Raw genomic sequence first — 20455 nt, forward strand, 5'->3', positions numbered from 1 at the left:
CGGCGGTCGACGGTGGCGCGGCGGCCCGGCACGGACAGTGCGTCGTTCAGCAGTCGGAGGGCACCGAACCGATCACATCGCGCAGGTAGCGGGCCCTGTTCACCTCGTCGAGAACGCCGTTGGTGGAGCACAGCACGTCCGCGGCAGCAGCGACATCCAGCCGCCAGAGCGTCATCCCGCCCTCTGCGTCCGTTCCCAGGATCCCGTTGATGACGGGTACCGGTCGCAGCAGCGTGATGTCCGAGCACGTCGCCTGGTCGGGTGCAGGTCCCCGGTGCCACGCCGCTCCCTTGACACCGTCGGAGACGTTCCAGGAGATCACGCCGCCGGACCCGCAATCCGCCTGAACCACCGTCTCGCCGTCGGAGGTGAAGGTCATCGAGCTGTACGCGGCCTCGCCTTGGAGGTACCGGCGTTGCTCCGGATGAGCCAGGTCCACCAGGACGACCCGCCCGTCGATGTCGGCGATCCCCAGAGTGGTCCCGTCCTCGGTGATCGCGAGAGCTCGAGCCACGGCGGGTTCGGAGACGCGCACCGGATCGACGTAGCGGTTGCCGTCCCACCGCCAGATCTCGACGACCGAGCCGCCATCGCGAACCTCCGGGGAGACGGATCTGAGGGAAAGCGCGAGGAAGCGGCCGTCGGGGGTGGTGACGAACCCGCCGCCGGTGGACTCCCGAACCGGGAAGACCTGCACCACCTCGCCGGTCGCGACGTCCAGCAGGCCGGGACCGCCTTCGGAGTCGAAGAGCAACCGCGTGCCATCACCCACGAACGCGACACCCACTCCACCGTCCAGCACCGCTCCCGGCCAGGCCCTTGGCCACCGGGCGATGGTGGCGCCGGTGTCGGCGTCGAAGACGTGCACGGATTCTTCCTCCAGGACGGCGAGCCGCCGACCGTCCGGGCTGAGCGCCATCCGTGGCTCTTTCCACCACACACCGGTCTGCAACTGCCGACGCGTCTTCAGGCTCGGCAGCTCCACGACGTCGATCCCGTCCTTCCCGCCGAACGCCGCCACCGGTGCCCGTGCCGCGACGGCCGCCGACAGGATCCTCCGCGTGCTCGAGGTGCTCGCCGGCGACCGGTGGTCGACGGTCGGTGTGGACACCACGACGTCGCCGTCCATGCTGATCGACACGGCCACGTCACCCGTGCCGGACAGCGCGAAGTCCACCGCGCCCGAGCGGTGGGTGACGAGGTCGGTGCTGCGGCCGGTCGCCGTGTCGACCGCGACGAGCCGCCTCCCCGCGGTCGCCACGACGGTCCGGCCGTCAGCCGACACGTCCACCGCGGTGCCCAGGGTCATGCCGGCCACCGGCACGTCAGCGAGCCTCGCCCCGGTCTCGTGCCACCGTTGCACGACGCCGTCCGCGACCAAGAAGAACTGCCGCGCGTCGTGCGCCACGGCATGCATGCGCCCCTGCTCCGACACCACGACCGGAGCACTGGACCACGAGCCCGTTCCCAGGTGCAGAGCGTGGATGCCGTCGGGGAACGACACGTACAAGTGCGTGCTGTCGCGGTCGAACTCCAGCATCGGCATCGACGGCGGCACAGGTCTCCTGGGCACGGACACCTCCTCCCCCGTGTCGACGCGCCGCAACCGCAACCCCACGTCCGACTCCGAGTCGACGTGCGCCATCCACCTCCCATCAGGGGAGAGCTCGAAGTCGTCGACCGCCCCGACGCCCGGGATGGTGCGCACGACCCCGCGGTCGGCGGTGTCCCAGACGACGAGGTCGGTGCCGGCGGAGGCGACGAGCACCGACCCGGTGCGGTCGAACGAGACGCCGTTCCAGGTCTGGCCGAGCTCGGGCGCCGGCTTGCCGGTGCTCAGCCGTCCCACCTCCCGATGCTCCCGCACGTGCCACAACGTCACCTCCGGGTCGCCCTCGTGGGCGAACGCCACGACCGACCCGTCACCGGTGATCGCGACTCGGGACGCCGTGCCGGAGGATGCGTGCATGAAGGTGCTCGGCTGGTCGCCGCCGCGCCGCGGGTAGGCCAGGACGTGGCGGTTCTCGTCGAGCCTTCGCAGCAGCGCGCCACCGGACTCGGCCGTTTCCGCGACCGCACGGGACGCGAGGGCCAATTGCGCGGCGAGCTGGGGGTCGGTGGCCGTTCGCACATCGGACTCGGCGGCCAACGCGCGCGATAACGCGATCCGCGCCTGCTCGTCCGCGCGGTCGCGCTGCCCGATCGCGGCATCACGCTGCGAGAAGGCCACGACACCCGCGATCAGCGCGACGACCAGCAGCGCGGACAGCACGCCGACCAACCGCCGCTGCTGCCGCACGTCCTCGTTGAGCAACCGGTCCTTGGCCACGCCGTGGATCGCCGCCGCCACCGCCGCCGCCGCGTCGCGGAACCGCGCGCGCTGCACTCGCTCCCGATGTCCGCGCAGGTCGATCCACAGCGGTTCGGCGTCGAACCACCCTCGCGCCGCCTCCGGCAGCGCGGTGGTCCGCTCGTGGTCGAAGTCCCCCGCCTCGTCGTCCCACACGAGTTCGCCGGCGGTCAGGACGAGGAAGAAGTCCTCGCGTGAACGTTCCTCGCGCCACAGGGCCACCTCCTTGCCCACCCAGGGGGACGCGGACGCCTCGGGTGAGGCGAGCAGCACGAAGGTCCGCGACCGGCGCAGGGCGCGTTCGATCGAGGTCCACAGGTCCGGCGCGGCGGCGAGCGTCGTGTCGTCGCGGAACACGCGCAGTGCCGATGGCCGGTACCACCGCCGCCCCAGCCGTTGCAGTGTCCGCTGGAGCGCCTTGGCGACCGGGCGGTCACCGCTGTGGCTGTAAGAGATGAAGCTGTCGAAGTCCGTCCCGCTCACCGAGTACCCGTCTCCGCGTCGAGGGGTTGACCGAGCCGCCGAGTGTAGGAGAGCGCTTCCGACCACCGCAGCGGTTCATCAGCATCACGACCCATCCGGTCGCGTCATCCGGGGTGGAGTCACCCACGAGGCGCTCACACCGGACATCGTGCGGTGGCTGGAACCATCCCGAGGTGACTTGAACGGATCAACCGCGCATGGGCCCAGCGGGTTCGCTGAGCACCGGCACCGCTGCCCGACTCATGCCGTCGCTCATCGACGCCGGGTCGCCACGCTGCACCGGCACGAAGCCGAGCAGCGCCACCGGACCGTGCTCACGGTCGGGTCGGTTCCAGGGGGTAGCTCGCCGCTGGCTGCGCCGCGCGCGATCTGCGAACCGGAGGCGGTCGTCCCCGGCCACCCCTCCCACGGCCAGAGCGGTCGCGTCAATGCCAAGGGTGCGTCCTGCGATCTTCGCCGTCGGTGCCAGTGGAATGCGCGCCAAGTCGACCTCCAGCCGCACCTGGGAGGCACGGCGAGATCCGCGGCGGCCTTGACCAGGAAGTGTTGCCGTCCATGCAGGCGGTGACCAGGCCGGAGGTCACGAGCGCCGAGCCTGTCGCCAGGTCGGTTGATACGCGGTGAAAATGGTCGTCAACTCGACGCGTGGGGCAACTCGACGCGTGAGGCAGCGTCCAGTTCGGTTATGCGGCCACTGTTGTAGACGGCCAGAGCACCGTTCCATCCACCGACGGGACCGCTCAGCGCGACGACGTCTCCTGGTTTTCGCAGTGGTCCTGCGCATGGCCGTGGTACGCGGCACGGAGCCGATCACGGTGGTCGAGATCCCACGAACTCCCTGCGGGACGCGGTGGAACCGTCGAGGGGCAGTCCGCCCTGGTGGCCGGGGCCGACCACCGCAGCACGACGGCGGGTGTCGCGGGCCGGGGTTCCGGTCCGCGACACCCGCCGACGTGCGAGGTAGATCAGCGCTTGAACGCGTCCTTGACCTTCTCGGCAGCCTGCTTCAGGTTGCCCTTGACCTGCTCGCCCCGGCCCTCGGCTTCCAGGTCCGGGTCGTCGGTCGCCCGACCGGCCGCTTCCTTCGCCTTGCCCTTGAGTTCGTCGGCCTTGGCGTCGAACTTGTCGTCGATACCCATGTCCTCCGGGTACCCGTTCGGGGCGGCCGTTGAACTCCTCCGCGAAGTCCCGTGCTCCGGTGCTCCGGTGCTCCCGCGCCCCCGGTCCCGCTCCGGCCGGCTCCCAAGGTCCGGCCGGCTCCCGCGGTTCGGGCCGGTTCCGCGGTCGCGGGCGGTCCCTGTCCGGTTCGGGTCCAGCGAGGTTCGGGCCGGGGTGATCTCGGCAGTGGGGGTGGGCGGTGGCGGCGTTGTTGTCCCTTCCGACGTTTCAGGGTTCCGGAAACGGTGTTTTGTTCGAGTGGTTCGGCAGGTTCACTCGACGGTGAAAGCAGTGACCAGCCGAACCGCAGCTCAGGAGTGGGTCAGGGTGGCCATCAGCAGGTCGACGAAGTGGTTCATGTCGGCCAGCAGACACGGGAGTTCGGCGTGCTTGCCCGTGCACCCCTCGGCCCACCCGCTGCCGTCACCATAGTCGATGAACGTGTGCGGGATGCCCGACGCGATCAGGTGATCCCGCGTCACGACGTTCGTCGCCCACGCCCGGTTCTCGACGATGGCCTGCACCGGGTTCACGGTCATATCACCCCCGTTCCCCGTGTACATCGCCACGCCCATCCCGCGCAGCGACGCGACGTGCTGAGCCGGGCTCTCCCGGTTCCACACCCCGTCCAGCGGCCAGATCGGGACGCCGAAGATGGCGTCCACCGGCACCGTCGGGGTACCGCTGCCCGCCAACTGGGTGGTCGCGACGACCGCCGCCCGCTGTTCCTGGCTGAGCAGGTCGAGGCCGCCCGAGAAACTTCCGACGTAGGCGAAGAGGTCCGGTCGGTGTTCGGCGTAGTGGAACGCGCCGAATCCGCCCATCGAGTGACCGGAGATCGCCCGCCCGTCCCGTCGCGGAACGGTGCGCAGGTTCGCGTCGACGAACGGGATCACCTGGTCGAGGTGGAACGTCTCCCAGTTCTGCGGCCCCAGCGCGGCGGGTGGGTCGACCCAGTTGGTGTACCAGCCGCGGCCCGAACCGTTGGGGGCGACGGTGATCAGCGGGACGCCGGCCGTGGTCTCCTCGAACAGTCGCAGGTTCGCGACGGTGTTCGGCCGGTCCGGGTGGCCGTGCAGGTGGTACTGGACGGGGTAGCGGGCGGTGGACTCGGCGTAGCCCTCCGGCAGGGTCACCATGATCACGTGGTCGCCGGAAACCTGGCCCTCCATCACCGAATACGCCGGCACGTGGGGGGTGCGGACGGTGAACACGAACGTCCGCTCGTTGGCGCCCACCCATGCCGGTTGGCTCACCACGGTCAACCCGTGCCCGTCGACGAACACCGGCGGCGCGGCGGACGAAGGTGGAGCGGCTGACGCGGCGAAGCCGGCGCCGGACACGCCGAGGGCGGCCGCGAGGGTCAGGGTGGTCAGTCGCCGGATCATGCCGCCTCCTCGCACAACGCCGTGGTCAGGACCTCGATGGACAACAGCCGGGACTCGACGACGTTCCCGTTGGTCACCAGCGCCGCGAACCGGCCGTCGTCGGTGACCAGGGTGATCGAGTAGTGCCCGTTGGACAGCGCGCCGTTGTGGCCCCACGCCTCGCCGCCGCACGGCAGCGCCACCCGCGACAGCCCGAGCCCGTACGAGTGGTCCGGCGCGATGGTCCGGCGCATCTCGGCGAGCGCCGCCGGTGACATGACCCGGCCGTCGAGGACGGCCCGGTAGAACTTCGCCATGTCGACCATCGTGGAGGCCATCGCGCCGGCGGAGCTCCAGAAGGTCAGCTCGGTGTTGGTGGTGCCCTCGGTCCAGAAGAAGAACGGGCCGAGCCTGCCGCCCACGTAACCGGGCAGGTACGGGTCGGCCAGGGCGCGCGTCCCCGGTGCGGGGAACGTGGTGCTCGTCAACCCGAGCGGGGTGATGACCCGGCTGGTGATCTGGTCGCGGATGGTGCCGCCGGTGAGCCGTTCGACGAGCAGGCCGAGCACCAGGAAGGCGACGTTGGAGTACGCCATGCCGGCGCCGGGGGCGAACTGGGCGGGTTCGTCCATGGCGGACCGGACCAGTTCGGCGAGCGAGTAGCCGCCGTCCGGGTTGGCGGCGGCGTCGCGGACGTCGCGGACCATGCCGCTGGTGTGTTGCAGGAGTTGGCGAACGGTGATGACGTTGCCGTCGTAGTTGCCGGTGAACACCCCTGGCAGGTACCGGCCGATCGGCGTGTCGAGCGCGACGCGGCCTTCGTCGACGAGTTGGAGCACCACGGCGGCGGTGAACGTCTTGGTCTGGCTGCCGATGCGGAAGTGCTGGGTCGGGGTGATCGGGCGGATCCGGTTGATCTGCGCCGTGCCGCTGCTCAGCGTCCACGACCCGGTGTCGTCACCGGCGTGGACGGCCGCGCCGGGTCCTGCCTGGGCCTGGTAGCGGTCGAGCACCGCTTTGGTGGCGGCGTGGTCGTCGACCGCGGCGACGGCGCTGACCGGTGTCGTCACCGCGACCGCGACGGCGAGGACGACTCCGCCGGCGACACCGGTGACCAGACGACGGGTCCGGCCGGTCGTGCGACCCCTGCGGGCACCTCTCCGACTCGCGCTCGCCGCGCGTTCCCGGTGGTCCGGCGACTGCGTTGGATCCATGGTCTTCCCCTTCCCTGGTTCCACTCGTGGTCTTCAGGCGCGGGCGAGCGCCGCGCTCTCGCGGAGCAGGCGGACGAGGTGGTCGTGCCGCAGCGGGTTGACGCTCGTCCAGCCACCGTCACCGCGGTCCACCCGGACGCGGCCGCGCGCGCTGTCCAGCCACGACACCTCGTGCGGCCGGGTGGCGGGGCCGTCGGCGCGGCGGACGACACCGAGCTGCCCCCGGCCCGACACGGCCGGGAACAGGTCGACGAGCCGGTCGACCGCGGTCCCGTCGCCGCCGCACGCGCGGACCAGCTCGCGCAAGTGGTCCGGGGTGGCGGGCGCGCACTCCGGGTCGCCGAGGATCCGCAACGCGCCCTCGACCACGCCGGGCGGCAACGTGATCGGCAGGGTCGCCGCCGCACGCACCGCGGGGATCAGGGCCGCGAGCTCGCCGGCCAGCCGGGTGGCCGGGACCGCGGTCACCGTCACCTGGCCGCCCCGGTCCCCGTGCAGCGGCTGGCGGCACACCACCGCCCGGTCCTGGTGGACCACGGCGACGGCGCCGGTGGCCCCGGTCGTGCCGATCACCACGAGGTCGACCGCGCCGCGGTGCTCCCGCAGCGCGGTGACCAGCTCGGCCGTGACGCCCACCGGCCCGGTCGCGGTGGCGAGGCCACGGGCGCGCAGCGCGTGCCCGGCGCCGGCGAGCAGGTCGTCCCGCTCGCGGGTGACCCGGCCGAACGACGGCACCCGGATCGGGAACGGGAACGCGACGCCGGCGTGGGTCGCGAGCAGGTCCAGTTCGACGGGGTCGAGGACGGCTTCGTGCTCGATCGCGGCGGTCACGTCGTCGACCCGTCCGGCCGCTCGCCCGCCGCGCGGACGGACGTCCCGACGTCGGCGTCCGCCTCGGTGTAGGACGACCCGGCGGCGGACACCCACTGCCGGAACTCCTCCACCTCGCGTCGCGCCGCGCTCACCTCGCCGGCCAGGCCGGACTCCCCCGCCGCGGCACGCAGCCGCGTCGCGAGCTCCACGGCGGGTGGCGCGGTGCCCAGCTTCGGCTGTCGTTCGGCGAGCCGGCCCACCGCCGTCGCCAGGTCGCCGGTCAGGTCGCCCAACCTGGTCAGCGCGGTGATCCGGTTCGCGATCAGGTCGAGTTCGACGCGGTAGCCCTGGTTCGCGTTCACGGCTGCGCTCCCGTCACCAGGCCGATGACCGCCGGGCTGCCGGAGTCGTCCACCTCGAACACCCCGTGGTCGGCGGTCGGCATGCGGTTCTCGTGCGGCTCGTCGTCCCGGCCGTCGGCCCGGCCGCCGACCGGTGCCGCCATCGCGGCCTGCGCCGCCCCCTTGGGCACGGGTGCGTCGGCAGTCACCGGATTCGGCACGCCGAGCACACCGGCCGGGCCGGGCAGCACGCCCGCTCGTGGTCCGGGTGCGAGCGGCACGCCGTGCCCGGTGGCCGGCGCGGAACCACCGGGGACCGGTCCGACGCCCGAGCCGCCACCGGCGAGGAGCCGGGTCCACGGCACCCCGCCGCGTCCTCCCGCGGACGGGCCGGCCGGCACCCCTCCGGCCGCCGGTCCGTCCGCGCGCGGCGTCGTCCGGGAGGACGGTGGGACCGCGTCCCTCGCCTCGTCGAGCAGCTTGCCGCCGCCGGCCAGGCTCGACTCGTAGGTCTGCATGGCGCGGACGGCCTCCGCCTTCCGCTGGCCCACGCCGGCCGCGCCGAAGTAGAAGCTGAACGCCGCGCCGCCGACCGCGCCGAACGCCGCGCCCATGCCGGACGTGCCGGTCGGGGTGGACATCGAGCCGTGGTTCTGGATCGAGGAGGAGGACGAGAACGACGACGGTGACATCGTCGGAAGGGCCTGCCCGATCGGGAACGCCGTCATCGCGGGCACGGTCACCGGAGGGGCGGCCGGAGGTGCCAGGGCGGGCGGTGCGCTCGGCAGGGTCACGGGCGGTGGTGCGAAGCCGAACGCGGACTGCGCCGCGGTCCCCTGATCACCCGCGGGTCGACCCGGCGGTGGCGGCATCACGGCCCTGGCCCTGGCCAGCGCGTCGGCGGCGTCCTGGGCGGCCACCTGGCCGGCGTGCGCCACCTCGGCGAGCCCGTCCACCCGCGCGGCCAGCGCCGCCAGCCGGTCGGCCGCCTCCTGCGCCGCCGCGCCGTGCCACCCGTCGAGCAGCGCGGCCCGTTCGTCCCTCAGCGCCCGCGCGTGGGCGTCCAGCGCGGCGCGGTGCTCGGCCCATTCGGCGGCGACGGTGCCGACGTCCGCGACGTCCGCGTCCTCCCACAGCATGCGGTACAGCTCCTCGTGGCTGTACGCCTCCCAGTTGACCGCGCCCGTCGACGCCGGTTCCTCTCCAGACACCCGGTGTTCCCCCTCCCACGGCCGACGTCGCCCATGCTCGCGGGAGGGAGGCGGCCATCGACAGGCCGTGCGGAGGCCATGTATGGCCGGTGCCGTTGACCTGCGAAAACGGGTCAGCGGCGAGCGCGGTGCCCCTCGGACAGGTGATCTTGCAGGCGGGCGTGGCGGAACTGGTAGACCGCGCCCGCGCGGCGCAGCACACCCCGCCGGTAGGCGTCGTCGAGGAACGCGTGGACGGCCCACGGCACGCGTCCGGTCAACGGGAGCCAGAAGCGGGCGAACACGACCCACTGACCCCACGCGGTCATGCTGATCAGGTAGCCGAACCCGCCGCCGAAGCCGCCGACGAGACCCAGCACCACCCCCGCCAGGCCGGGCCACGCGATCACGACGCCGAACGGGCCACCGCCGGGCAGCGTCATCAGCGCGGTGACGATGAGCCAGGTGATGACGAAGAAGAACACCGCGAACAACGGCGCGAACAGCCCCATCTGGGCGAGCACGGTCCTCCGGTTGGCGGCTAGCAGGCCGGCCGGGCTCGCCGCGGTCCGGATGTCCTGCGGTGACTCCCCCGCGGCGATCAGCCCGAAGGCGAGCGCCGCGCCGGACCCGAACACCACGGCGAACACGCCCGCGTCCACGACGATCATCGCCGGCCCGATGGGGATGTCCCCCACCAGCCATTTCGCCAGGATCATGAGCACGCCGTAGGAGCAGCCGACCAGCGCGCCGAACAGCAGTCCCATGCGGGCCCTGACCCGCACCCGCGGCCACTTCGATCCCGCTCCCGCCCGCAGCCGCAGCCGGAACCGGACCGGTTCGAGCGGCTGGACCCGGGCGAGGTGCCCGTGCACCAGCCCGAACGCCACCCCGATGAGCGCGCCGATGACGGCGCCGAGCCCGACCACCGACCAGGTCATCCCGCCCAGCACCACGCTCTCCAGCACCACGTCACCCAGCCAGACGCCGGTGAAGACGACGAGCGTGACCGCGAGCGCCCTGGTGCGGCGGCGCATCGAGGTACCGAGCTGCCACCACGCCAGGTCGTGCGTGCCGAGCCGGCTCAGGTGGTCGGCGAGGTGGCCGAGCCAGCGCCGGACGTGGTCGATGTCGTAGGTCCGGACGCCGGGTCGATGCTGGTAGACCGCGGGCACGAAACCGCCGAGCAGATGCCGTTCGACGGATTCCCGGTCCGGGAACCGCTCGGTGTCGACCAGCTCGGCCGGGTCGTGGCCGGGTGTGTCGCTGTAGATCCGGCGTGCCAGGGCCACCATCAGCGGGGTGGTGAGCACGGCCGCGAGCGCGCCGTCGGGGTGTTCCCGGGCGTGGTCCAGGACCGGCTGCCACGCGTTGCTCGCGTGGCCGGTGGTGCGGGGCAGGTAGTCGGCGACGTCGGCCGGGGTCAGGTCGACCAGTTCGACCGCGCCGGCCGCCCGCAGCACGCCGGTGGCCGCGACCGCCGCCCGGTACTCGTCCACCCGGCTGGTCAGCAGCAGCGGCAGGGTGGTCGCGTTCAACGCGGCCAGCGCCGCCCGGTGCAGGCCGCCCGCCACCTCGTCGAACCCGTCGAGCACGGGCAGCACGCGGTGGGCGTCGACCAGCGCGGCGGCCAGGGTCGACCCGCCGGGGCCCGGTGCGGCGAGGCCGGGGTGGTCGCGCACGAGCTGGTCGGCCAGCCAGTCCCGCAGCTCGGTGCGGACCGGGTTCCACGAGCCGAGGCCGAAGATGACCGGCACCGGGTCGGCGGGTGTGCGGGTGGCCAGCAGGTCGAGCACGAACCGGGTGGTCAGGATCGTCTTGCCGGACCCGGCCCGGCCGAGCACGATCAGCCGCGACGACGGCACCCGCCGGTAGACCTCCACGATGTGGTCGAGCCGCCCGGTCAGGTCGAGCGGGCGCACGGTCTGGCCCGGCTGCGCCTGCCGGATGTCGGCCCAGCTGTCCCGCAGCGGTTCGGGCGCGGGCCGCCAGCCCACCGGCAGCGGCACCGGGTCGTGCACCTGCTGCTGCTCCTCCTCCCGCAGCCAGCGGGCGTACACCGCGGACGCGAGCGCGTCGGTGGCCTCGACCAGCGGGTCGGCGGCCAGCACCGGTCCGGGTGAGGCCTGCCGGTGGCCGCCGCCGTGCCCGACCACCCGCACCGGCTCACCCTCGTCCGGGCCGGCGGGTTCCCCGTGCCCCGCGGCGGTGAACAGCTCGGCGCGCTCGGCACCGTCCAGGCGCAGCGCGTCGGCCAGCAGCCGCACCGTGCGCACCTGCGGGTTGCCGCGCCGGCCGGTCTCCAGGCCGCGGACGGTGCGGACACCGAGCCCCGCGCGATCGGCCAGGTCGTCCTGGCTCAACCCGGCCCGCTGCCGCCATCGTCGCAGCAGAGCGCCGAACCGGCTCGTCACACCCAACCCCCAGCGTCGCGCGTCGAACGCGCGCTCCCGGACACCGACCCCACCCGCGGGCGACGCCGGCCGTCACTGATCACCACGACCGGCCCCTCAAGTTACCCGGTGGTACCGGACGGCCGCGGAGCGAGATCGCCATCGCGCGGATCCCTTCCGCGGCAAGGTGTCCAGCGGGTACCGGGTGCCGGGTTCACCCTGCTGCCGGTCCCGGCGGTGTGGCGACGCCGCCCGACCGCCTGACCACCGCGTTGGGCGGGACCGGCCGCTCGCAGCAGTCGCAGACCAGGCGCGTGTGGACGGTCCCGCCGCAGCCCTCGTGCTCGGCCACGCTCGGCGGACCGGTCGGCGCGGGCAGGTGGCGGTCACCCCACGCCATGAGCGCCAGCACCACCGGGGCGAGCTCACGTCCCCTGGCGGTGAGCCGGTACTCGTGGCGCGGCGGCCGGTCCTGGTAGCGCACCCGTTCCAGCACGCCGTGCTCGACCAAGCCGTTGAGGCGGTCGCTGAGGACGTTGCGCGCGATGGGCATGCGGTGCAGGAACCCGTCGAACCGGGTGACGCCCGACAACGCGTCCCGCACGATCAACAACGTCCAGCGCTCGCCGACGACCTCGAGCGCCCGCGCGATCGAGCAGACCTGGCCGTCGTACGTGCGTCGGAGCATCCGCGCATGATAACCAGGCATTTCGGCAAGGAAGTTCCCCGTGACGGGCGGATTCCGGCGCGCCGGCGCACCGAGCGGCGGGAACCGGGACGTCACCGCGCCGGGGCCGCTTCCACCCGTGCCGCGGTGCCGGCTGCGGCTTACCGATGCCGCGGCCGGCCGGGCGCTCAGGCGCCGTCCGCCGAGCCCGGCGGTCGCGCGTCCGGCACGGGATCCGGGTCGTCCGGCCGGTCCGGGACCTCGCCCTCGGGCGTGGTGCGCCGGTCGATGACCTCGCCCAGGTACCGCAGCACGACCGCGACCGCGGCGACGACCGGCACGGCGAGGAACGCGCCCGCGATGCCGTAGAGCGTGCTGCCCGCCGTCACGGCGAGCAGCACGACGGCGGCGTGCAGGCGCAGGCTCCGCGACTGGAGCACCGGCTGGAGCACGTTGCCCTCCACCTGCTGCACCACCACCACGACCACGAGCATGATCAGCGCTGTCGTCGGACCGTTGCTGACCAGCGCCACGAGCACGGCCAGCGCGCCGGCGATGAACGCGCCGACGATCGGCACGAAACCGCCGAGGAACGTCAACGCCGCCAGCGGCACGGCCAGCGGCACGCCCAGCACCACCAGGCCGAGGCCGATCAGCACCGCGTCCACCAGGCTCACGATCGCCTGCGTGCGGATGAAGTCGCCCAACGTCGTCCAGACCCGCTCCAGCACGACGGTCACGTGCCCGCCGGCGCGCTCGCCGATCACGCCACGCAGCCACGGCGTGAACCGCGGCCCGTCCTTGACGAACAGGAACGCCAGCAACAGCGCGACGATGCCGGTGACGAGACCGGAGGTCACCGTGCCCACACCGGTGAGCAGGCTGTTCGCGATCGACCCGACGCTGGACCGCAACTGGTCGATGCCCTGCTGCAACAACTGGTCGAGCTGCCCCTCGCGGATGTTCAGCGGCGGGCCCGCCGCCCAGTCCAGCGCCTGTTGCAGGGCACGGGTCGCGCTGTCGGCGATCTCGGGCACACCGGACGCGATCGACGTCGAGATCAGCGCCACCACGCCGCCGAGCACGACCAGGCCGCCGAGCAGCACGATCGTCGAGGCCAGCGCGGCCGGCACGCCGCGCGAGCGCAGCCACCGGGCGGGCGGCCACAGCACGGTGGTGATCAGCAGGCCCAGCAGGACGGGCATCACCACCACCCACAGCCTGCCGATCAGCGTCCACAGCAGCCAGAAGCCGATGGCGACCAGCGCCAGCCGGGCGCTCCACCGCGCCAGCCAGGTCACCCCGTGCCCGATCGCCTGACCGCGATCGGGCCGGCGGCGGTCTTCAGCGCTCACGTCTTCCGTCCCCTCCACCGCGTCGCGCCTCGCGGCGCCTGTGCGGCAGCCTGCCAGAGCCGGGCGCGCCGGGCGTGCCGCCCCGCCCGTTGTCAAGGCCCGCACCAGGACAGAACCTGTCCGGTCCGCGACCTTGACCTCTCGTCCGACGTCCGCCCACGATGACGGAACAACATCATCCGGTGCGACCGGCAGTGGGAGTTGACAACGATGTCATCGCTTCGCGGCGGCACTGCGGCCCGGTTCGCGGCCGTGTTCGCCGTCCTTGGTTCCGTCCTCGTGCCCGTGCCCGTGCCGCGGGCCGCGGCGGCTCCCGGCGACTGGGTGATCACCGCGCCGGGCACGGCGGCCGTGGCCGCGCACGTGGCGCTCGACCCCGGCACGGGCGGCTTGACGTTCGCCGTCTCCCGGCAGGGCCGCACGGTCCTCGCGCCGTCGCCGATCGGGTTGCGCACCACCGGCGCCGACCTGACCCGGGGCCTGCGTGCGCTCGGCCGCACGGACCGGCCGGTGACCGAGCGGTACGCGACGACCACCGGCAAGCGGCTCGTGCGGCAGAACCGGATGACCGAGACCACGCTCGCGTTCGCGGGCGCGGGCGGCGTGCGGCTGGACCTCGTCGTGCGGGCCGCGCCCGACGGCGTGGCCTACCGGTACGTCGTGCCGGACCCCGTCACGGTGACCGGCGAGGCGTCGTCGTACCGGCTGCCCGCGGACGCCCCGGCCTGGTTGCTGCCCTACAACGCCTGGTACGAGGCGAACCGGGTGCGCACGACGGCCGGTGCGGCGGACGGAGACTTCGGCCACCCCTCGCTGTTCCGGGTGGGCGGGGACTACGCGCTGCTGACGGAGTCCGAATTGGACGGCCGGTACGCGGGCAGCCGGTTGCGGCACGCCGCCGGGTCGGCCGACTACCGGGTCGTGCTCGCCGACGAGCAGGTCACCGACGTCGTGCGCACGCCCTGGCGCACGGCGATCGTCGGCTCCCTGGCGACCGTCGGCCAGTCCACCCTGGTGGACGACCTCGCGTCACCGTCGAAGGTCGCCGACCCCTCGTGGGTGCGGCCGGGCAAGGTCGCCTGGTCGTGGTTGAGCGAGCACGCCAGCCCCGGCGACTTGGCCCGCCAGAAGCAGTACGTGGACTTCGCCGCCCGCAACGGCTGGGAGTACGTGCTGGTGGACGAGGGGTGGCGCGACACCTGGGTGCCGGAGCTGGTCCGGTACGCCCGCGCGCGGGGTGTCGAGGTGCTGCTGTGGTTCCACTGGTCCGCGCTGGACACGCAGGCCGAACGCGACACCGTGCTGCCCGGGGTGCGGCAGTGGGGTGTGCGGGGCGTGAAGCTGGACTTCATGGAGTCCGACTCCCGGGCCCGCTACCAGTGGTACGACGCGGTGCTGGCGAAGACCGCCGAGCTGCGCCTGATGGTGAACTTCCACGGCTCGACCATCCCGCACGGCCTGGCTCGCACGTGGCCGCACGTGATGACGATGGAGGCCGTGCGCGGCGCCGAGAACTCGCCGCCGGCGGCGAACAACCCGGTGCAGTTCTTCACCCGCAACGCGGTCGGGTCGATGGACTACACGCCGGTGTCGCTGGAGGTCGGGCCGAAGGAGGCGTCGGTCGCGCACGAGGTGGCGCTGCCGGTGCTGTACGAGTCGGGGTGGACGCACTTCGCCGACAAGCCGGAGGCCTACGAGCGGTTCCCGGAGGCGTTGCGCTACCTGAACCAGGTGCCGACGGTGTGGGACGAGACCCGGGTGCTGGGCGGCGAGCCGTCCGAGCACGCGGTGGTGGCGCGGCGGTCCGGTGACCGCTGGTTCGTCGGCGCGGTGGCGGCCGGTGACGCGCGCACGCTGCGGGCGTCGCTGGGGTTCCTGGGCGGTGGCCAGTGGCTGGTGGAGGTGGTCAGGGACGGCGTCGGGCGCGCTGACGTGCGGCGGGACGGCCGGATCGCGCGGTCGTCGACGACGCTGGAGGTCCCGGTGCCGCGCGACGGCGGGTTCGCGGCGGTGATCTGCCCGTACCTGCCCGGGGTGCTGACGTGCGACCGGCCGGTGGTGCCGGTGCCCGCCACGACGCTCGCCGTCACGCCGCCGGGGGTCGTGGACGCGGCGCCGGGCACGGAGTTCGAGGTGACCGGCAGCTTCACGGCCGAGGCCGACGTGGAGGACGTCGTGCTGACCGCGACCGCGCCGGGGGGTTGGACGATCACCGGCGCGCCGGTCGAGCGGCGCGCGGTGCGGGCGGGTGAGGTGATCACCGGCCGGTGGACGGCGCGGGTGGGCGGCGACAGCCCGGTCGGTGCGGTGGACGTGCCGGTGTTCGCGGAGTTCCGCGCGCCGGGGCACGCCCGGGTGCACGTGGAGCAGGCGGTGCGGGCGTTCGTGCCGCCACCCGTGCCCACCGGGGACCCGCACGTGAGCGACCTGCCGTTCATGAGCGAGAGCAACGGGTGGGGGCCGGTCGAGCGGGACCGGTCCAACGGCGAGAACGCCGGTGGCGACGGCGGCCCGCTGACCGTTGGCGGTGTCGTGCACGAGAAGGGCATGGGCGCGCACGCGCCGTCCGAGCTGTCGGTGTACCTCGGCGGCGGCTGCCGGGCGTTCACGGCAGTGGTCGGGCTGGACGACGAGACGACGGAACCGGGGTCGGTGGTGTTCCAGGTCTTCGGCGACGACCGGCCGCTGTTCGACAGCGGGGTGGTCCGCGGCGGCGACCCGGCGCGGCCGGTCGCGGTGGACACCACCGGCGTGCGGATGCTCAGCCTCCGCGTGACCGACGGCGGCGACGGCCGCGACTTCGACCACGCCGACTGGGCCGACGCCCGGTTGGCCTGCGCGTGGGAAGGGCATCGGGGATGAGGATCAACCGTCGCCAGTTGCTGAGGGCCGTGGGTGTCGGCGGCGCGCTGGCGCTCGCACCCCGGTTCGCCATCGCCGAACCCTCGGCCGCGGTGGACCCGGTGGCGCGCGTCTACTACGAGGTGCTGTCGCGCCACACGCGGTGGGCCGAGCAGCAGTACGACCCGGCGGCGGGCCGGTACCGGCGGACGGACTTCGGGTTCGCCGTCGTGCTCGGCAACGCGGTCCTGCTGACCAGGGGCGACTACGACGCGGCCGGCACCGGCGTGGCGAAGGCGGTGCTGCACGCGCACACCGTCGACACGATCCGGCACTTCGCCGCGAGCAACGTGCTGGCGGGCGGCGCGGAGTGGGGTCGGACGCTGTTCTGGGACACCACGTTCCAGTCGTACTTCGTGCTGGCCGCGCGCCTGCTCTGGGCCGACCTCGACGCGGCGACGCGGACCGCCGTGGACGCGATCGCCCGCGGCCAGGCCGCCTACACCGCCGCGCTCGGCACGGCGAACGACCCGCGTTCGGGCGGGTGGACGCCCAACGGCCTGGCCGGCGGGCACCGGGGTGACACGAAGCTGGAGGAGATGGGGGTCTACGCGCAGGCGCTCGCGCCGGGGCTCGCCTGGGCGGCCGACGACCCGGACGCGGACGCGTGGCGGGCGGCGTTCGGCCGGTGGAGCCGCAACGAGGCCGGGTTGCCCGCCGCCGACCTGGCCAACCCGGCGCTGGTGGACGGCGTGCCGGTCTCGGCGAACACCGCCAGGAACCTCCACGACACGTTCATCGTGGAGAACCACGGCTCCTACGGGCCGCACTACCAGGAGGAGCTGTGGCGCACGTCCGGCCGCAACGCGGTGCACTTCCTGCTGGCCGGCGTGCCGCTGCCGGAGGTGCTGACCGCGCAGCCCAACGGTGACCGGCTGTGGCGCACGATCCTGGCCACGATGAGCGACGCCGGCGAGCCGCTGATGCCGATGGTGGACGACCGGGAGCACCTCTACGGCCGGGACGTGATCCCGCTGGCGTTCCGGTCGCAGGTGCTGGGCGATCGGCTGGCGGCGCGTGCGGAGGCGGCGCTGGCCGCCCGCCTGGCCGCGTACCAGGCCTACCCGCCGGTGCACCGGCTGGCGAAGTTCTCCGGCGAGGCGAAGTACGAGCCGGAGGCGCGGGCCGAACTCGCGATCAGCTACCTGCTGCACGAGTGGCGCGGCCGCACGGGGCCGGCGGTGGAGCCGGTGTCGGAGGAGGAGTTCTTCTCGTCGGCCGCCACCGTCACGGACTACGGCGGCGAGCCCGGCCTGGTGGCGCACCAGTCGGCGCGCGCGTGGGCGGGCACGGTGACCAAGCCGGGGTTCACGAAGTTCGCCTGGCAGCCGGGGCACGACGACTGGTTGTTCGTGGTCAGCGGCGGCACGCCGATGCTCGTGCCGTCGACGTCACTGGCCGTGCGGGGGCGTTCGGTCGTGGTGTACGAGGGGGTTCGGGACGGGTTCGACGGCACGGCGAACCTGCTGTCGTTCGCGGGCGGTCACGTCGGCACGGCCACCCTGCCCACCGGGACCGTCGTGTACGCGACCTCGGGGTTGGCGGCGGGCGAGGGTCGGGTGGACGTGCACAACCTGACCATGCCCGGCGTGCCCGGTCTCGACGGTTCGCGCACGTACACGGCGGCTGAAGGCGCGGTCACGGTGGCGTCCGCCGACGCGCGCGTGCTGCCTCCCGGTGTCGCGCGGGTGGACGACCTGGTGTTCGGTCCGGTGACGGCGCGGCACGTGCGCGTGGTCGGCGTGTCACCCCACCCGACCTACGGGTACTCGCTGTTCACGCTGGAGGTGCGGGCCTCGGACGGGCCGGACCTGGCGCGAGGCCGGGCCACGACGGCGTCGTCCTGGGACACCGGCCGCGAGCCCGGGTCGGCCACCGACGGCAGCCACACCACCCGGTGGGCGGTGTCGCGGGCGGACCGGGGACGGGCCGACAGCTGGTTGGCGGTGGACCTCGGCGGACCGGGGACGTTCGACCGGGTCCAGCTGCACTGGGAGGCGGCGGCCGGGCGGGCGTACCGGGTCGAGACGTCACCGGACGGCGTCACGTGGACGACCGCCGCCGAGTACCCCAGGCCGGACCTGCGCAGCACCGGCGGTTGGCTCGACGTGGACGGCCGCGCGGGGTTCGTCGTGCACGGTTCGCCCAACCCGATCACGGTGTCCGGCGACACCGTGGTGCTGTCCGACGGGCCGGCCGCCGCCATGGTGGTCGAGGGGTACGTCGGTGTGGCCGACCTGCCGGGGTCGGCCGCGTCGACGCCCCCGACGTGCACCTCGCCCGCCGTCCGCGCCAGTGCCGCCGACGGGTTCCTCAGCCTGTTCAACCTCTCCGACGCGTCGGTGAGCGGCACCGTCTCCGTCCACCAGGGCGGTGGCGCGCTGCGGCTCTACCCCGGTCACCAGGTCGTGACGGCGACCGGCACGGACCACGAGCTGCGGATGGAACCCGCGACGGCGCGCGTCGAACCGCCCCGGTTCACGCTGGAAGGGGACGTGCCGGTCGGCGTGACGGCAGTCGTGCGCCACGGCGCGGAGGTCACCCTGACCGGTGCGGGGCGGGTCGCCCGGTTGACCCTCGTGGCCGCCGACGGCCGCCGCGTGCCGGTCACCCTGCCGCCCGGCGTGCGGCGGGACGTGACGCTGCCGCACACCCGCCCGTACCCGCTCGACGACCTGGCCCTGGGCCGCACGACGTTCCCGACCTCTCCCCTGCCGCCCGGCATGACGTCCCCGTCCGCCGCCGTGGACGGCGACCCGGGCACCGCGTGGACGCCCGGACCGGCGGGCCGGATGGTGGTCGACCTCGGCGCGGACCGGCGGATCGGACGCGTCGACCTGACGTGGACCGCCGGCCCGGTCCCCGAGTGCGCGATCAGCACCAGCGCGGACGGCCGGACCTACGGGCCGCCGACCACCGCGCCCCGGCGTCGTCAGGCCGGGCTGGACCTGGACGTCACGGCCCGCTACGTCGCCGTGACGACACCCGGTTGGCGTCCGGGCCAGGCCGCGCTCACCGCGCTCGCGGTCCGGTCCGCTCGCCGGGAGGCCGCGGGCCGTGCGGGGACGTAGGCTCACGAACGTGAGTGATACTTCGACATCCGCGGCGGACCAGGGCAATCCCGAGCACGAGCGGGGCGGCACGTACTCGGTCAAGGGGAAGGAGTACACCCGCGACACGCGGTACATCACGACCCGCGTCACGGCGGACGGGCGGGACGGCTACCCGGTCGAGGCCGGGCGGTACCGGCTGGTGGCGGCGCGGGCGTGCCCCTGGGCCAACCGGTCGATCATCGTCCGCCGGTTGCTCGGGCTGGAGGACGTCCTCTCGCTCGGGCTGCCCGGACCCACGCACGACGAGCGGTCGTGGACGTTCGACCTCGACCCGGGCGGGCGGGACCCCGTGCTGGGCATCGAGCGGTTGCAGGAGGCCTACTTCAAGCTCGACCCCGGGTACCCGCGCGGCATCACGGTGCCGGCGATCGTCGACACGACGACCGGCGCGGTGGTGACCAACGACTTCGCGCAGATCACGCTGGACCTGTCCACCGAGTGGCGCGAGCACCACCGCGACGGCGCGCCGGACCTGCTGCCGGTGCGGCACCTCGACGAGGTCGAAGCGGTCAACCAGCGGGTCTTCACCGAGGTCAACAACGGCGTGTACCGGTGCGGGTTCGCGGGCACGCAGCAGGCGTACGACGACGCGTACGCCCGGCTGTGGACCGCGCTGGACTGGTTGGAGGAACGACTGAGCGGGCAGCGGTACCTCGTCGGCGACACGATCACCGAGGCCGACGTGCGGCTGTTCACCACGCTGGTGCGCTTCGACCCGGTCTACCACGGGCACTTCAAGTGCAACCGGAACAAGCTGGCCGAGATGCCGGCGCTGTGGGCGTACGCCCGTGACCTGTTCCAGACGCCCGGGTTCGGCGACACGGTCGACTTCACGCAGATCAAGCAGCACTACTACCTGGTGCACAAGGACATCAACCCGAACGGGATCGTGCCCGCGGGGCCGGACCTGTCCGGCTGGGTCACGCCGCACGGGCGGGAAGCCCTCGGCGGGCGGCCGTTCGGCGACGGCACGCCGCCCGGTCCGGTGCGCGACGGTGAACGGGTGGACCCGGCGCACACGCCGTTGCGGTGAGGCGGGCCGGGGGAACCCGCTCCCCCGGCTCCTCCCGCGACCTGAACGTGGAACTCACGGGACCTGAGCGTTCGACT

General features: G+C 73.5%; 14 protein-coding genes. 3 read left to right on the forward strand and 11 right to left on the reverse strand.

The features are described 5' to 3' along the window. Nucleotides 1–46: 46 nt before the first annotated feature. The 11 genes from FHX81_RS02725 to FHX81_RS02775 form a co-directional block, all read right to left on the reverse strand. Nucleotides 47–2833 (reverse strand): toll/interleukin-1 receptor domain-containing protein, encoded by a 2787-nt coding sequence (locus FHX81_RS02725; RefSeq protein WP_170231905.1) that lies wholly within the window; start codon nucleotides 2831–2833, stop codon nucleotides 47–49. Nucleotides 2834–3020: 187 nt separating this feature from the next. Continuing rightward, a complete protein-coding gene (locus FHX81_RS02730) occupies nucleotides 3021–3335 on the reverse strand; it encodes a hypothetical protein (protein WP_141975049.1) in 315 nt (104 codons plus the stop codon). Nucleotides 3336–3798: 463 nt separating this feature from the next. Next, on the reverse strand, nucleotides 3799–3972 hold the full coding sequence (locus FHX81_RS02735; protein ID WP_141975050.1) for a CsbD family protein: 174 nt from the start codon (nucleotides 3970–3972) through the stop codon (nucleotides 3799–3801). Between the two features lie 330 nt (nucleotides 3973–4302). Continuing rightward, a complete protein-coding gene (locus tag FHX81_RS02740; RefSeq protein ID WP_141975051.1) occupies nucleotides 4303–5379 on the reverse strand; it encodes an alpha/beta hydrolase in 1077 nt (358 codons plus the stop codon). Next, nucleotides 5376–6572, reverse strand: a complete 1197-nt coding sequence (locus FHX81_RS02745) for a serine hydrolase domain-containing protein (protein ID WP_141975052.1) — start codon at nucleotides 6570–6572, stop codon at nucleotides 5376–5378. Before FHX81_RS02745 ends, FHX81_RS02740 begins: the two co-directional genes overlap by 4 nt. A 33-nt stretch (nucleotides 6573–6605) precedes the next feature. Then, nucleotides 6606–7403 carry an ESX secretion-associated protein EspG gene (locus tag FHX81_RS02750; protein WP_141975053.1) on the reverse strand — a complete coding sequence of 266 codons (798 nt, stop codon included), beginning with the start codon at nucleotides 7401–7403 and terminating at the stop codon, nucleotides 6606–6608. Continuing rightward, nucleotides 7400–7747 (reverse strand): hypothetical protein, encoded by a 348-nt coding sequence (locus FHX81_RS02755; RefSeq protein WP_141975054.1) that lies wholly within the window; start codon nucleotides 7745–7747, stop codon nucleotides 7400–7402. Before FHX81_RS02755 ends, FHX81_RS02750 begins: the two co-directional genes overlap by 4 nt. Beyond that, complete coding sequence (locus FHX81_RS02760; RefSeq protein WP_141975055.1) at nucleotides 7744–8937, reverse strand: hypothetical protein; 1194 nt, start codon at nucleotides 8935–8937, stop codon at nucleotides 7744–7746. Before FHX81_RS02760 ends, FHX81_RS02755 begins: the two co-directional genes overlap by 4 nt. Before the next feature lie 113 nt (nucleotides 8938–9050). Next, nucleotides 9051–11330 (reverse strand): helix-turn-helix domain-containing protein, encoded by a 2280-nt coding sequence (locus FHX81_RS02765; protein WP_141975056.1) that lies wholly within the window; start codon nucleotides 11328–11330, stop codon nucleotides 9051–9053. Nucleotides 11331–11523: 193 nt separating this feature from the next. Further along, complete coding sequence (locus FHX81_RS02770) at nucleotides 11524–11997, reverse strand: winged helix-turn-helix transcriptional regulator (protein WP_141975057.1); 474 nt, start codon at nucleotides 11995–11997, stop codon at nucleotides 11524–11526. 167 nt (nucleotides 11998–12164) lie between these two features. Next, nucleotides 12165–13331 (reverse strand): AI-2E family transporter, encoded by a 1167-nt coding sequence (locus tag FHX81_RS02775; RefSeq protein WP_141975058.1) that lies wholly within the window; start codon nucleotides 13329–13331, stop codon nucleotides 12165–12167. A 210-nt stretch (nucleotides 13332–13541) separates the two neighbouring features. On the opposite strand from FHX81_RS02775, the gene FHX81_RS02780 reads away from it, so the two are divergent. From FHX81_RS02780 to FHX81_RS02790, 3 genes are all read left to right on the forward strand, one after another. Then, a complete protein-coding gene (locus tag FHX81_RS02780) occupies nucleotides 13542–16193 on the forward strand; it encodes an NPCBM/NEW2 domain-containing protein (RefSeq protein WP_141975059.1) in 2652 nt (883 codons plus the stop codon). Then, a complete protein-coding gene (locus FHX81_RS02785) occupies nucleotides 16190–19303 on the forward strand; it encodes a discoidin domain-containing protein (RefSeq protein WP_141975060.1) in 3114 nt (1037 codons plus the stop codon). Before FHX81_RS02780 ends, FHX81_RS02785 begins: the two co-directional genes overlap by 4 nt. A gap of 115 nt (nucleotides 19304–19418) precedes the next feature. Further along, entirely contained in the window at nucleotides 19419–20378 is a 960-nt protein-coding gene (locus tag FHX81_RS02790) for a glutathione S-transferase family protein (protein WP_246108219.1), read from the forward strand. The last annotated feature ends 77 nt before the right edge of the window (nucleotides 20379–20455 follow it).

The organism is Saccharothrix saharensis (assembly GCF_006716745.1).
GTDB lineage: Bacteria > Actinomycetota > Actinomycetes > Mycobacteriales > Pseudonocardiaceae > Actinosynnema > Actinosynnema saharense.

Bases quoted from the DNA above. Each gene is read 5' to 3' on its own strand.
- FHX81_RS02780 (WP_141975059.1), top strand. From the start codon at position 13,542: ATGTCATCGCTTCGCGGCGGCACTGCGGCCCGGTTCGCGGCCGTGTTC.
- FHX81_RS02740 (WP_141975051.1), bottom strand. From the start codon at position 5,379: ATGATCCGGCGACTGACCACCCTGACCCTCGCGGCCGCCCTCGGCGTG.
- FHX81_RS02785 (WP_141975060.1), top strand. From the start codon at position 16,190: ATGAGGATCAACCGTCGCCAGTTGCTGAGGGCCGTGGGTGTCGGCGGC.
- FHX81_RS02770 (WP_141975057.1), bottom strand. From the start codon at position 11,997: ATGCTCCGACGCACGTACGACGGCCAGGTCTGCTCGATCGCGCGGGCG.
- FHX81_RS02735 (WP_141975050.1), bottom strand. From the start codon at position 3,972: ATGGGTATCGACGACAAGTTCGACGCCAAGGCCGACGAACTCAAGGGC.
- FHX81_RS02745 (WP_141975052.1), bottom strand. From the start codon at position 6,572: ATGGATCCAACGCAGTCGCCGGACCACCGGGAACGCGCGGCGAGCGCG.